Origin of the sequence: Acidovorax sp. DW039, from assembly GCF_037101375.1 — a bacterium.
Lineage (GTDB): Bacteria > Pseudomonadota > Gammaproteobacteria > Burkholderiales > Burkholderiaceae_C > Acidovorax.
Genome location: NZ_AP029019.1, coordinates 3,837,383 through 3,851,797, shown reverse-complemented (window position 1 = coordinate 3,851,797; position 14,415 = coordinate 3,837,383). Strand labels below are relative to the sequence as shown.

Sequence of the window (14,415 nt, the reverse complement as noted above, 5' to 3'; positions counted from 1 at the left end):
TGAACGGAGCAAGACGTGCCAGACCTGTCCAAAATCACCTGTATCGAAGACCTGCGGGCGGTAGCCCAGCGCCGTGTGCCGCGCATGTTCTACGACTACGCAGACTCTGGCTCGTACACCGAGGGCACCTATCGCTCCAACGAATCCGACTTCCAGCGCATCAAGCTGCGCCAGCGGGTTGCCGTCAACATGGAAGGGCGTACCACCCGCACCACCATGGTGGGGCAGGACGTGGCCATGCCTGTGGCCATTGCGCCCACGGGCCTCACAGGCATGCAGCATGCAGACGGGGAAATCCTTGGGGCACGCGCCGCCAAAGCGTTTGGCATTCCCTTCACACTTTCCACCATGAGCATCTGCTCGATCGAGGACATTGCCGAACATACAGGTCGGCATCCGTTCTGGTTTCAGGTGTACGTGATGCGAGACCGCGACTTCATCAACCGCCTCATCGATCGCGCCAAGGCTGCCAACTGCTCGGCCCTGCAACTCACGCTGGATTTGCAGATCCTGGGCCAGCGCCACAAGGACATCAAAAACGGCCTGTCTGCCCCACCCAAGCCCACGCTGGCCAATCTGATCAACCTGGCCACCAAACCCCACTGGTGCCTGGGCATGCTCGGGACCAAGCGCCGCACCTTCGGCAACATCGTGGGCCATGCCAAAGGGGTGGGCGATCTGTCCTCTCTCTCGTCATGGACGGCCGAGCAGTTTGATCCCCAGCTCAACTGGGGCGATGTGGAATGGATCAAGAAGCGCTGGGGCGGCAAGCTCATCCTCAAAGGCATCATGGATGCGGAGGACGCACGCCTTGCCGTGGACAGCGGGGCGGATGCCCTCATCGTCAGCAACCACGGCGGACGCCAGCTGGACGGAGCACCGTCCTCCATCGCTGCGCTGCCCCACATTGCCGAGGCGGTGGGCAAGCACATTGAAGTGTGGATGGACGGCGGTATCCGCAGCGGGCAGGATGTGCTCAAGGCCCGCGCGCTGGGTGCCCAAGGCACGCTGATCGGCCGCAGCTTCCTCTACGGACTGGGCGCGTATGGCGAGGCGGGTGTGACCAAGGCGTTGCAGATCATCCAGAAGGAACTGGACATCACCATGGCATTCTGCGGGCATACCAACATTAACAACGTGGACCGTTCCATTCTGTTGCCGGGTACCATTCCTGCGCTGTAAACCCAGCGCTCTGCATCACTCGTCTGAAGCCAAAGCCCCGCAGAAGCGGGGCTTTGCGCTTTGTGTGGGCGTCAGCTGGTTTGCTGTCAGGAGGCCGCTTTCCAGAGGATGTAGTCCGCCTGGTACTTCACCACCTGCTTTTGCCCTGCGCTGGCTGCGTTGCACACGGCAGCTGGCGCCACGCCGCCCTGAGTGGCTACGCGCTGGATGTAGGTGATGCCCTGCATGGCACCCATGCCCATGGCGGGGTTGGCCTTGACGAGTTGCAGGGGAATATTGCCAGTGCCTGCGGGGGCGACAGCCACCTGTGTGGCAGTCACCTTGGAGCCGTCGTTGCTCTCCCACGTGGCGGGTGGGCCGTAGTAGCGGCCCACAGCCTTGCCCGCGCGGTCCATCAACTTGGCATCAGGCCCCACAAACACCCACTCAAAATCCGCTGGCATGTCTTTCTTGGCGCGGCATTCATATGTGATGTCGCCGATGCCCACGGTTTCCATCGCAATGCGCTGGCCCGTGGGGACCTGCACTGCTGCAGGCAGCATGCTTTGGTCGAACATGGGTTTGGCTGCAGTGGTCGTCATGGAGCCGCAGGCAGTCAGTGTGGCGGCGGCTGCCAGCAGGGAGAGCGCGGCAAAGGGAGTGCGTACGTTCATGGTCATGTCCTCTGTAAGTTGAGCAAATGCCGACTGCATGGGGCTCCGATGGATGGGGCTCCATGCATCTTTCGGTGCTTGCAACAGGCAATACGCCGCCGAGTGGCTGCTGGATTCAGCAACGTGTTATTTCCCTTGGATGGCTGTGGGATTGGTTTCACTGGGCTGAATCTGATGTCCCCTGCTCGCCGTATCCAGGAAGTGCAGTCCTTGCACAACAACTCAGGTGCCTTGCCCGCCGATATCCCACACAATCTGCGGCATGAGCACCCCTTCTACAGATCGCGAACTCATGGAACTCATCGACCGCGTGGCTGCGCAGGACGACAGGGCCCTCAAGGCTTTGTACGACCGCACATCGTCCAAGCTGTACGGGCTGGCGCTGCGCATCCTGCGCGAGCGTGATGCCGCAGAGGACGCGTTGCAGGAGGCGTTTCTCGCCATCTGGCGCGGGGCGGGCAGTTACCGTGCATCGCTCAGTCCTCCCTTGGCGTGGATGGGGCTCATCGTGCGCAGCCGGGCACTGGATGCGTTGCGCAAACGCACATCGGACCGCGCTGATGTGACGGATGAACTGGATGATCTGCTCTCGGAAACTCTGGCCGGTGATGCCGCCAATCCCATGGATACGGCCGACGCCAGCGAGCAGGCATTTGCCCTGCACCAGTGCCTCTCCCGCCTGGAAGGAAAGCAGCGCGAGGTAGTCAGCCTGGCGTATCTGCGTGACCAGAGCCATGGCGAATTGGCGGAGCAACTCAAGCTGCCGTTGGGCACCGTCAAGACCTGGATACGACGTGGGCTGGAGCAGTTGCGCCAGTGCATGGCGCGTTATGTCTGAGGAGACCCCGGCCCATGAACCTGACCCAAAACCCCGAACTGCTGCAGCGCCTGGCCGCCAGCTACGCACTGGGCACTTTGCGTGGCGGTGCCCGTCGCCGCTTTGAAACCCTGGCCCGTGAGCATGCAGCCGTGCGCGCTGCGGCATTGGTGTGGCACACCCATTGGGCAGGCCTGGCAGAGCTGCAGCCCGGCCATGTGCCTGACCCCGCTGTGTGGCAGCGAATTCATAACCTGGTGCAGGCTGAGAAGGCGCAATCAGCCATGCGTGCAGCAGCCACTGCGGCGGATGCTGCCCCCGCAAGCGGGTGGCGCAAGCTGTGGGTGTGGCGTGGTGCCACAGCCGTTGGCGCTCTGGCCACTCTGGTCGCCGTGGTGGTGGGCATGCAAGCCCACAACAACCTGCAGCACCGCGCCGCTGCGCAGATCGCATCCTTGCAGCAGCAGCTCCAGAGCACTCCGCAGATCCAGTATGTGGCGGTGCTTGCGGATGAAAAAGCCGATGCATCCATGCTCGTCACTTTTGACCCCCGCAGCCAAAAGCTGGTGCTCCAGCGCGTGGGTGGCTTTCAGGAGGGGGAAGACAAGTCCCTGCAACTGTGGGCGCTGCCGCCTGGTGGCGGGCCGCGCTCGCTGGGCGTTCTGGGGCATGACAAGCTGCTGACCCTGACGGCTGGAGAGCAAGACGTGAAGCAGGTGCCCGCGCTCGCCATCAGCCTGGAGCCCAAAGGCGGCGTACCCAGCGAGACGGGGCCCACAGGGCCTGTGCTGTTCAAGGGGGCCCTGATTCAGCGCGTGCTCTAGGGTGACCGGTACCTATGGTCTGTGTTCTGTCCAGTAGTTCCCTTTAACCGCTGTTACGCAACATCATGAGCTGAGTCGCAACCCCGGCGTTGGATGTGCTTGCTTTGAGATCTTGAACAGGTTCTTGGGCAGAGCCCGTGCTGAAAAAAGCCACAGTTTTCACCAGCTCCTTTGCCTGTGAATCCAGGTGGCTTGCTGCAGCGGACATTTCCTCCACCAGCGCTGCGTTTTGCTGGGTTACCTGGTCAACCTGAGCCATCGCAGTCGCAATTTGGTCTACCCCTTGGCTTTGCTCTTTGCTGGATAGCGTGATCGCCTGCATCAGGCTCGAAACGTTTTGGATTGCTTTCACCAAATCGTTCATCGTGGTGCCTGCCTGGTCCACCAACCGGCTGCCCTTGTCCACTTGCTCCACACTCGTGGTAATCAATGTTTTGATCTCTTTGGCCGCAGATGCACAGCGCTGCGCGAGCGTACGCACCTCTGAGGCCACCACGGCAAATCCCCGTCCCTGTTCACCCGCTCGGGCCGCCTCAACGGCCGCGTTCAGGGCCAGTATGTTGGTCTGGAAAGCGATTGAGTCAATCACTCCGATGATGTTGCTGATTTGATTGCTGCTGTGATGGATACCTTTCATCGTACTCACCACTTCATTCATCACCATGCCGCCCTGTTCTGCCACGCCAGATGCCGACTTGGCTTCCTCGGAGGCTTGCTGGGCGCTGTCGGCGTTTTGGCGCACTGTGCTTCCCATCTCATCCATGGCTGCTGCGGTCTGCTGCAGTGCCGCGGCCTGACGTTCTGTTCTCGCTGAAAGGTCGTGGTTGCCCGAGGCAATCTCGGTGCTCGCATCAGCGACATGGTGAGCAGTCTCCCGTACTTGAGCGACGATATGCGTCAGCTGCTGCCGCATGACGCTCAGCTCTGCCATGATGCTCCGGTCATCTCCATCCCGCAGGTGCGCATGCACAGCCAAGTTCCCCTGCGCGATACCGCTGGCGAAACGTTTGAGTTCTGGCGGGTCTGCTCCCAGATTGCGCACCACACTCCGCAGATATAGCCCAAGGCCCGCCAGGCATCCAAGAACGACGAGTACCGTGATCGTTGCGATATTTCGATCGGTGGTTGCCAGAGCCCGGATTTCCCCAATACGACCCGAAAGGCGCTCGCCTTGCCGGGCTTTTTCTTCCGCGAGAGGTTTTAGCAACCGGTTGCGTGCAGGAATGGTCTGCTCCACCAGAAAGGCAAATGCTTCATCCTTTTTCCCCGCCTGAATCAGTTGCAGGTTTTGTGCCCCTACGGTCCAAAAGTCCTGCATCAGTCCGGGTAAGGGGGTGAACGCCTTCCTTCCATCGTCGGAAATCATGTTGGCACCAAACTGTTCCAGAGTTTTCAAGAGCAGCAGGCGCTTTTCTTCAATATCGGCAAGCGTTGAGTTCAGCTCTTGCTCGTTCCGGGACAGGATGGCGTGCCGTAGCTGCAGTGACACGCGGGTGACATTGAGTTCCAGTTCTGCGATGCGCTGAAGCTGAGCCACGTTGAATTGCTCAACGGTTTGCGCGTCTTCCACTACTTTGCTCATCATCAGCCAGATCGTGGCAATCGCAGAGATAAGGAGCAGCGACATGGCGGTGTTCATGATGAACAACCGTTGACCAAGGGTTTTCCCAAATCCGGAGCTTGGGGGTGGCATGGCAAGTCCCTCTGAGTAGCAGGTTTGTGGACAAACGCTGTGCGATAAAGGAGCTGAATTGATAATTAAATCAATTTTGCAAATTTACACGCCCATTGTTATCATTGTTTCTTTTTGTAATTAACTCTTTGCGATTGAATCCTAGAGGGGTTTCTGGCATTGTGGTTAACATTTTTTAATACTTGAGTGGCCTGCATGACCTCGAGCATTCTGATCGTGGATGACAACACCAGCATGATTCAGCTCATGGCCCGCATGCTCAAGGGGACCGCAAATCTACGGTTTGCCACCAGGGGACAAGAGGCTCTTCGATTGATGCGAGACATGCCTCCGGATCTGGTGCTTCTGGATGCAGAAATGCCTGAGATGAGTGGCTATCAAGTCTGCGAAGCCATACGTGCGGACGCTGCTCTTTCAGAGATCCCCGTGATATTCGTTACGGGGCATGGAGAGGCGGCTGCCGAACTGAGGGGGCTGGACGCTGGAGCTGTGGATTTCATCACCAAGCCTGTGAATGAAGCTTTGCTGTTGGCCCGTGTGCGTACCCAGCTTCGTATCAAGTCCATGGCGGACGAGTTGCGCCGCATGGCTACCACAGACGGGCTGACCGGTTTGGTCAACCGACGCCATTTCGATGAGCTGATGCAGCGTGAATGGCAGCGATGCGCTCGCAGCGGTGCACCTATCGCGCTACTGATGGCGGATGTGGATCACTTCAAACGCTATAACGACCACTACGGGCATCCAGCGGGCGACGCGTGTCTGCAATCCGTGGCTAAAGCGCTGGAGTCTGCCGCAAGGCGGCCTGCAGACAGGGTAGGGCGCTTGGGTGGAGAGGAGTTTGCAGTTCTCCTGCCTGATACTGATTTGTCTGGTGCTCAAGGAGTCGCAGAGCATGCAGTGCAACTGGTTCGGGATCTGATGCTCCCCCACGTCGGCTCGCTCACTGCAGAACATGTTTCGATCAGCGTGGGAGTTGCGGTTTGCACACCGCGGAACCTGATGCAGTCTGATGCTCCATCCCTCTATCGTGCTGCAGACCATGCCCTGTATCGGGCCAAAGCGGGCGGACGCAACCGCTGGATTTCCGACCTCATTGAAGGATGAGCCATGCCACGAAAACGGCTTCGTGACATTCTCATCCCCATGAGTCCGATTGATCGGGCCATCCTGATGGCCACATTTGTCTTGTGTTTCACGTTGGGAAGCACTGCTCTTGCGTACATTCAGCAGCAACAGCAAAACATTGAGGAAGTCAGTGAGCGGTTCGAGCGCCTGAAGAGCCGACTGTTGAGTGAGGTGGCACTGCGCATGCAGCAGTATGAGTATGGCTTGCGTGGCACCCGCGGCGCGGTGGCTGCAGTAGGGGATGGGCTCAATAGTTCCTCCTTCGCCCGCTATAGCGCAAGCCGAAACTTTGACAGCGAGTTTCCTGGAGCTCGAGGTTTCGGCTTCATCCGCAAGGTGGCTCCAGAAAACCTGCCGGATTTCGAGCGCTTCGCCAAGCGTGAGATGGGGACTGATTTCAAGGTGAGGCAATTGCAAGCCCACGCTGGGGACAGCTTCATCATTCAGTACATTGAGCCCCTGGAGCGCAATCTGCCTGTTCTGGGGCTGGATATCGCTTCAGAACCGGTGCGCAAGGCTACCGCACTGGCAGCAATGCGCTCTGGCAAAGCAACGCTCAGTGCGCCTATCACATTGATCCAGGACGGTCAGGCCGATTCTTCCGGCTTGTTACTGATGCTCCCGATCTATCGCTATGGATTGCCCACCAACACGGAAGCCTCGCGCGAGATTGCTTTGGTGGGTTGGGTCTACGCTCCTTTGCAGATGAGCGAGGTGCTGAAAAACCTCGACGAAGACGCTCAGTTTTTCGTCATGGGTTTGCGTGACCGTGCAATGCCGCCTGGCAGCTGGTTGTATGGCGGTGAGGTATCCCCAGCGGCAGGGTACCCAAGGCAGCCGCTTGTTGCCCTGGATCTCTTTGGGCGGCAGTGGGAAGCAGATCTGCAGCCCACAAGAGCGTTTGTGGAGTCCTTGAAATTGCAGGAACCCGAGCGCAAGGCCATCGAGGCTGGGTTATTTGGATTGCTGGCTTCCGCCCTCGTTGTAACGGTGTTGCATCTGGCACATCGGGGCAGGGTCCAAAGACTGGAGCAGGCGCGCCGCGCAGCCATCGTTGAAGGGTCGGAAGACGCCATCATCGTGCAGACCTTGCAAGGTGTGATTACGGACTGGAATGATGGAGCCATGCGTCTCTTCGGCCATAGCGCAGCAGATGCGCTGGGGCATACCGCGCAAGAGTTGCTGGTGCCCGAGCACCTCAAGAGCGAAGACCAATCCATGCTGGCAAAAGTTGCCAGGGGAGAGCATGTCAAAGCCTACGAAACAGTCCGCAGCCATCGCGACGGAAGTCTGATCGAGGTGTCCATATCAGCGGGTCCTATCGTGGACGCTGATGGTAGCGTGGTGGGCCTGGCCAAGACCCTACGCGATGTGCGTGAAGCACGCGCGGCTGCGCGCCGGGTAGAAGAACTGAACGCGACCCTGGAAGACCAAGTGCGTGAACGCACTGCTGACCTGGAGACTGCTCGCCATGCACTGCAGACGGTGCTGGACGCCATGCCATCACAAATTGGCTATTGGGGACCTGACTTGCGAAACCTGGTCGCCAACAGAGCTTACGGAGACTGGTTCAAGATTGATCCGGGTAAGGTCAATGGGATGCACTTGCGCGACCTGATTGGTCCCGCCATGTTCGAGATCTCTCGGCCTTATGCCGAGGCAGCCCTGCGAGGCGAGCCTCGAACTTTTGAGCAGACCCGTCCCGCAACAGAAAACGAACCTGCGCGCCACATGCTGGTGCACTACCTGCCCGATATTCAGGATGGGCGCATCAAGGGTTTTTATGCCTTCGTGCATGACGTCACGGAACTGACGGAAAGCAGGCTGCAACTGGCCATAGCCCAGCGGGATAACGCAGCCCTGCTGCAAACACTCAATCAACACGCGATCGTGTCGGTGGCAGACCGTGCCGGGCGCATCATTGAGGTCAACGATGCGTTCTGCCATATCTCTGGCTACACACGAGATGAACTGTTGGGGCAGAACCATCGGATCGTCAACTCTGGTGTTCATGGCCCAGAATTTTGGGTCGGGATGTGGCGGACCATCAGCAGTGGTCAAAGCTGGCATGCCGAGGTCTGCAACCGATCAAAGGACGGCTCCCTGTATTGGGTGAACAGCGTTGTCGCGCCCTTCATGGACGCTCGAGGTCAGGTAGAAAAGTATGTTTCCATCCGCACAGACATCACGGACCGCAAACGCACTGAACTGGAATTGCAGCGTACCTTGGCTTTGCTGCAGGCAGTGTTGGAGGCATCCACGCAAGTGGCCATCGTGGCGACAGATCCGCATGGATTTGTATCCCTGCTGAACCGTGGTGCAGAGTTGCTGCTGGATATGCAGGCTGGGGGTGTCGTTGGCAAGGTGAATGCACTGTCGCTTTTTGCGTCGGGTGGTGACACGGTGCCTTCTGAAGAGTCCGAACACATTGGGCTCAGTCGGTGGGGGGAACTGCGACGGCTGGCCCGCTTTCACCACGCAACCCTCGACCCAGCAACCACCTGGTTCATGCGGCGTTCAGACGGTAGCAAGGTACCGGTATCTTTGGCTGTGACGCGAATACAGGACGCCCAGGGACGTTTTGCCGGATATTTGGGGATTGCATCTGACATTCGCCTGCGCCTTGAGCAGGAGCAGAGCCTGCGTGTTGCCATGCAACAGGCCAATGCTGCCAACGAGGCCAAGAGCCGCTTTCTGGCCAATATGAGCCACGAAATCCGAACTCCCATGAACGCGGTGCTGGGCCTCTCGTTCTTGCTGGCGCGCACAGAGCTCAATGACGAGCAGCAGAGCATGCTGCGACGTGTGCAGATCGCCAGCAAGGCTTTGCTGGCAGTGATCAACGACATTCTCGATCTGTCCAAGATTGAGGCCGGTGAGATGGCGCTGGAGCGCGTGCCTGTGGATATCAATCAGGTCGTGCGAGATGTGGCTGCCCTGATTGATCTTCAGGCCCGTGAAAAAGGCGTGACCTTCGTTGTAGACGTGCCCGTGCCAGTGCCCCAGCCGCTGGAGGGGGACAGCACCCGGTTGCAGCAGATATTGATCAACTTGCTGAGCAACGCCATCAAGTTCACCGAGCATGGCGAAGTGCGACTCGCAGTTCGACATGAGGCGCTAGGGAGTGGAACGTTCCGCGTGCAAATGAGTGTGACGGATACAGGCATTGGCATTGACGCAGAGGCTTGCAAGCGGCTGTTTGCGCCTTTCGTACAGGCTGATCTCTCGACCACCCGGCGCTATGGTGGGACGGGGCTGGGGCTGTCTATCGTGAAGCAACTGGTCGAGATGATGCATGGCACTGTGGAGGTTGATAGCACCTTGGGTCAGGGGAGCCGATTTGTCGTCACCCTTCCAATGCATCGCAGCATGGGCCTGCTGCTACACCGAGAGGCTGTGCCTGTGCTGCCCAGCGGACAAGGTTTGCCCGGCGTGCGGCTGCTGGTGGTAGATGACAACGAAACCAACCAGGAAATTGCAGCGCGCATCCTGGCGGCTGAAGGTGCCTTGGTGGAGGTTGCGGCCCATGGGCTGGCGGCACTGGATTGGCTGCAGAAACGGCCCCAAGGCTTTGATGCTGTTCTGATGGACGTGCATATGCCTGTGCTCAATGGGCTGGATGCCACGCGTCAGATCCGGAGTAGTGAGCAATTTGCCACCTTGCCGGTGATCGGCCTGACCGCCGGGGTGTCCCTCTCAGAGCAGACCGAAGCGATGGATGCGGGGATGAACGCGGTAGTCGGTAAACCGTTCGATCCCCCTGTGCTCATACGTACCTTGTGGCGCTGCCTGCCGGAGTTGGCCCAACGGGTAGGGGTGCCTGCTGAAACTTCTGAGCCTGTGACTCCTGCTTCCATGCCGGATGACTGGCCGCAGCTCCCAGATGTTCAATCGGAGCAGTCTTTTGTGAGGCTCAAGGGGCGCGCACCGCTCTTCTGGCAGTTGGCCCGTCGCATTCGAGGTGTTGCGGAAACGCTCCCCAACGGGAAAGATGCGGAGGCTTTGGACGTTGCCGCACTCAAAAAATCATTGCATGACCTCAAAGGCATGGCTGGCTCCTTGGGGGCGCAAGCTTTGTATGAACTGGCCGCTCAAGCTGAAGAGTTCGCTGCTCAACGGCGCGAGGGACTGCTTTCCCTGTTGGCCCAGATACGCGCTTGCGTGGAGCGCTGGGATGTAACTATACAGAGGGCAGATATGAGTTTGGAGGGCGTTGGTACATCGCTGGGCCAAACTGCCTCAGCGGTGCTGAGCGATCCCGCCATGCAGTCACGCATTCATACCTTGCGCGATGCTCTGCGCAATCACGATCTTGCAGCGCTGGATGAATGGGAAGCTGTCGCTGCGCAATGTGTGAGTGCATGGGGGGCAGAGCGGCAGTTGGTCATGCAGCAGCATGTGGACGCGCTGGAGTTTGATGCTGCCTTGCAGATATTGAATGAGATGATTCCTCCTTCGGCTGGGTGATGGATCAGAAGCCCGCTGCGCGACTCAAATGGAAGAAATCTGAATCCAGTTCACTGTCCTCCGCGTATGGTGGGGTTGGGGGTCTTTGAAGACACGAATCCATCGCCATGATCTGCATGCCAACCTTTACAGGAGTCTCTCCATGAAGCGAAAACTATGGCCGCTGTTCTGTTTGCTGAGCGGTGCAGGGGTTGCTGGAGTCGCGCACGCTGACACCGGCAAGCTCGTGCTCACGGGCGGCGTCAGCTCGATCACGGGTAGCGCTGGCGGCGGCATCACGCCTTGGGCCGTCATCGGCACGCAAGCCACAGAGGGCGAGGTGGGCTTGACCACCTATCTGACGCGGGCGGGAACGCAGGATTACGCCTTGTCCAGCTACGGGGTGGCTGTGGGTTTCAAGGACCGGGTGGAACTGTCCCTGGCGCGGCAGGATTTTGATGCCGCCCCTGCCGTGGCCTTGAATGGGATTGCACCCTTTGGGGTGACGCCGGGGCAGCACATCAAGATGGATGTGCTGGGGCTCAAGGTTAGGCTGGCGGGGGATGCGATTCTGGATGCGGATACCTGGATGCCCCAGATTGCCATCGGTCTGGAGCACAAGCAGGTGCGCCCCGGTTCTCTGCAATCGGTGCTGGATTTTCTGGGGACCAAGACCCACGGCACCGATGTGTACCTGAGCGCCACCAAACTGCTCCTGGGCCCGGGCCTGTTGCTGAACGGCACGCTCCGCTATACCAACGCCAACCAGAACGGCCTGCTCGGCTTCGGTTCTGCCTCGCCCGGCAAGAACCGTCGCAGCCTGCAACCTGAGCTGTCCGTGGCCTACCTGTTGCGCCCCAACCTGGCTGTGGGGGCTGAATACCGGTTCAAACCCAACAACCTGCAAGCGCTGGGCGCAGCGGCGGGGCTGGGCGCCGCGCTGAGGGAGGACGACTGGAAGGATGTGTTCCTGGCCTGGGCTCCCAGCAAGAACGTCTCTGTCACGCTGGCTTATGTGGACCTGGGGCGCATCGTGCCCGGGGTGACGCGGGAGCGGCGCCAGACGGGGTACTACCTGTCCGCGCAATTTGCGTTCTGACCCCGACCCTGCTGCGTTATGACATTGGCACGCCCGCTTCGTTTCTCTCCGGAGTCCACCATGAACTTATCAAAATTCGCATGGGCATTGGCTGCGATCTGCCTGATGCCACTGGCCACCTTGGCGCAGACTCTCTCCCCGCCCGCTGCCAGCCGCCCTGCGGTGGCCGCGCCTGCAGGGCTCTATCAGGCGCTGGGCGAAAAAGAGGGTATTGCCCGGTTGATGGACGACTTTGTGAACCGCGCCGTCAAGGACCCACGCATTGGTCATCATTTCAAGGACACCAAGCCCCAGGCCCTCAAGGAAAGCCTCACGGACCAGATATGCCAACTGAGCGGTGGGCCATGCCAATACGAGGGCGCAGACATGAAAGCAGCCCACGCCGACATGGACATCAGCAAAGCCCACTTCAACGCGCTGGTGGAGCTGCTGCAGGCCGCGATGGCGGCGCAAGGCATTCCCTTTGCACAGCAAAACCGCCTGCTGGCTTTGCTGGCACCCATGCACCGCGACATCATCACAGCGCACTGACCATGAAAACCTCATTTGCTGCATTATTCATAGCTGCTTACGCTTTCTCTATAAGCGCTAGCGCCGGAAATGTTCAGATTCAAGTGCTGGACCGCGATGGCAAACCCGTGCCCGATGCCGTGGTGGTGCTGTACCCCGCTGCGGGTGCCGCTCCCGCGGGCAGCCTGTTGCAGGCTGCGCCCACCATCGAACAAGAGCGCATGCGCTTTGTGCCCGCACTGACCGTGGTGGCCCCCGGCACCCGCATCCGCTTTACCAACCAGGACCGTTGGGACCACCATGTGCGTGGCACGCCAGTGGCTGCAGCGGGGCAAGCAACTGCAGTCACCAACGAAGGCTTCGAGATGCGACTGGCAGGCAAGCAGGATGGCCAGCCCGCCCAGACGGCTGACGTGACCCTGCAGCACCCGGGCGTGGTGTTGCTGGGCTGCCATCTGCACGGCTCCATGCGCGGCCACGTGTTCGTGACGGATTCGGGCTGGACGCTGAAGACCGATGAGAACGGCATTGCCCGGTTTGCCGCTGTGCCCGACGGTGCTGCGCAGCTGCGTGTATGGCATGCCGAGCAACTGGTGGACCTGCCCCGCAAATCCCTGCAAGTGCAACCCACTCCAGTGCTGGAGACCATGCAGCTGAGCGTGGTGCCACGCCCGCGCCGCCCTGCGCCAGCGGCACCCTCAGTCCCTGCCGGGAGCAGCGGGGGAGCGGCCCCGCACATGCATTACTAAGACGCCTGAGCCGCGTTTCGTCAGGCTGTGAACAGGCGGGGTGCCCTGCCCACCGCCTGCCTTCACTATCGACGCCTTGGAGCGGCTGACACAACCCAGCGAAGCGGCCCTGGCCAGGCGTTCCCTCGCAGGCAGTACAGCAGGCAGTACAGCAGGTAGGCCAAGACGAAACAACGACGCCAGAGGGTTGTGTTTGCGGCTCTTAACGCTCAATCGTCTTGTTCCAGCGTGTATTCCAGGCTGGGCGGTTGGCGTTGATGCTGTCCCAGTCCAGCGTGACCGCGTTCTTCATCCACTGATTGATCTTGGCAACCTGCTCAGCCCCTTCGCCCACCACGGGGGCCTTGGGGTTGGTGGGGATCTGCGCGCCAAACTGCAGCACATTGGCCTGGGCCAGCGGGCTCAGCAGGAACTCCGCCAGTTTCTGGGCCAGCTCGGGCTCGCTGTTCTTGGCAATCACGCACTGGGCCGTCAGCAGCACCACCGAGCCTTCCTTGGGCTGCGCGTATTCGACCGGAATGCCCTTGGACTTGAGTGCGGCCACCGCCGTGGGCGTGAGGGGGAACATGGCCGCCTCGCCTGTCTGCACCATCTCTGAAATCTTGGCCGAGCTGGGGATGTACTCCAGCACATTCGGGCCAATGGTCTTGGCCCAGTTGTTGAAGCCGGGTTCCACGTTCTTGTCGTTGCCGCCCTGAATGCGGTTGAACATCAAGAAGCCATGCAGCCCGAACGATGAGGAGGGCATGGACTGGAACACCACCTTGCCCTTGAACTTGGGGTCCGCAAAGTCCATCCACGAGGTGGGCGCTGGCCAGCCCTTTTCGGCAAACATCTTGGTGTTGTAGGCAATGCCGGTCATGCCCAGGCTCACGCCGCTGGCCAGGTCATCCTTGAAACGGGCCGCGGGAAAGATGTCGTTCAGATGCGGGTTGGGCTTTTGCTTTTCGCACAGGCCCATGCCCATGGCACGCACCATGATTCCGTCGTCCAGAAACATGACGTGCATCTGCGGCTTGTCCTTGTTGGCCTGGGCCTTGGCCAGGATGTCCGAAGACGTACCGGGCACCACCACCACCTTCACGCCGTGCAGCTTTTCAAACGCGGGGAACACGTACTGCGTGTACGCCTTCTCCATGGTGCCGCCGTTCATGCCGATGTACAGCGTTTTGGTCTGCGCGCTGGCGCTGCCTGCGGCGACCATGGTGGCCAGTGCGGCGGCGGCCACAAGGGCGCGGCGGGTGCGGCTGGTGATGCGAGAGGAGAAGGTCATGGTAGTTTCCTTTCTGGTGGGGGTGATGTGGGGCCGGTGGC

Annotated in this window: 11 protein-coding genes; 8 read left to right on the top strand and 3 right to left on the bottom strand. The window is 60.0% G+C overall.

All coding sequences use genetic code 11. The features are described from left to right. The first annotated feature begins 15 nt into the window (after nt 1–15). Nucleotides 16–1,182 carry an alpha-hydroxy acid oxidase gene (locus AACH87_RS17245; RefSeq protein WP_338795736.1) on the top strand — a complete coding sequence of 389 codons (1,167 nt, stop codon included), beginning with the start codon at nt 16–18 and terminating at the stop codon, nt 1,180–1,182. An 86-nt stretch (nt 1,183–1,268) separates the two neighbouring features. Here the strand turns inward: AACH87_RS17245 and AACH87_RS17240 are convergent, their stop codons facing one another. Beyond that, nucleotides 1,269–1,841, bottom strand: a complete 573-nt coding sequence (locus AACH87_RS17240; protein WP_338795735.1) for a DUF3455 domain-containing protein — start codon at nt 1,839–1,841, stop codon at nt 1,269–1,271. A gap of 256 nt (nt 1,842–2,097) precedes the next feature. On the opposite strand from AACH87_RS17240, the gene AACH87_RS17235 reads away from it, so the two are divergent. Together AACH87_RS17235 and AACH87_RS17230 are read left to right on the top strand one after the other, a co-directional pair. Further along, entirely contained in the window at nt 2,098–2,673 is a 576-nt protein-coding gene (locus AACH87_RS17235; protein WP_338795734.1) for a sigma-70 family RNA polymerase sigma factor, read from the top strand. Between the two features lie 14 nt (nt 2,674–2,687). Further along, a complete protein-coding gene (locus tag AACH87_RS17230) occupies nt 2,688–3,476 on the top strand; it encodes an anti-sigma factor (protein ID WP_338795733.1) in 789 nt (262 codons plus the stop codon). Nucleotides 3,477–3,519: 43 nt separating this feature from the next. Here the strand turns inward: AACH87_RS17230 and AACH87_RS17225 are convergent, their stop codons facing one another. Then, entirely contained in the window at nt 3,520–5,169 is a 1,650-nt protein-coding gene (locus AACH87_RS17225; RefSeq protein ID WP_338795732.1) for a methyl-accepting chemotaxis protein, read from the bottom strand. A gap of 195 nt (nt 5,170–5,364) precedes the next feature. Here AACH87_RS17225 and AACH87_RS17220 point away from each other — a divergent pair, with 195 nt between their 5' ends. The 5 genes from AACH87_RS17220 to AACH87_RS17200 all read left to right on the top strand — a co-directional run bounded on the left by AACH87_RS17220 (nt 5,365) and on the right by AACH87_RS17200 (nt 13,101). Next, on the top strand, nt 5,365–6,276 hold the full coding sequence (locus tag AACH87_RS17220; protein ID WP_338795731.1) for a diguanylate cyclase: 912 nt from the start codon (nt 5,365–5,367) through the stop codon (nt 6,274–6,276). A 39-nt stretch (nt 6,277–6,315) separates the two neighbouring features. After that, complete coding sequence (locus AACH87_RS17215) at nt 6,316–10,764, top strand: PAS domain S-box protein (RefSeq protein WP_338795730.1); 4,449 nt, start codon at nt 6,316–6,318, stop codon at nt 10,762–10,764. A gap of 142 nt (nt 10,765–10,906) precedes the next feature. Next, nucleotides 10,907–11,842 carry a DUF3034 family protein gene (locus tag AACH87_RS17210; protein ID WP_338795729.1) on the top strand — a complete coding sequence of 312 codons (936 nt, stop codon included), beginning with the start codon at nt 10,907–10,909 and terminating at the stop codon, nt 11,840–11,842. Between the two features lie 60 nt (nt 11,843–11,902). Next, nucleotides 11,903–12,373, top strand: coding sequence for a group 1 truncated hemoglobin (locus AACH87_RS17205; protein ID WP_338795728.1), 471 nt, complete (start codon nt 11,903–11,905; stop codon nt 12,371–12,373). Nucleotides 12,374–12,375: 2 nt separating this feature from the next. Next, a complete protein-coding gene (locus tag AACH87_RS17200) occupies nt 12,376–13,101 on the top strand; it encodes a plastocyanin (RefSeq protein WP_338795727.1) in 726 nt (241 codons plus the stop codon). Nucleotides 13,102–13,303: 202 nt separating this feature from the next. On the opposite strand, the gene AACH87_RS17195 is transcribed toward AACH87_RS17200, so the two are convergent. Continuing rightward, a complete protein-coding gene (locus AACH87_RS17195; RefSeq protein WP_338795726.1) occupies nt 13,304–14,374 on the bottom strand; it encodes an ABC transporter substrate-binding protein in 1,071 nt (356 codons plus the stop codon). Between the last annotated feature and the right edge of the window lie 41 nt (nt 14,375–14,415).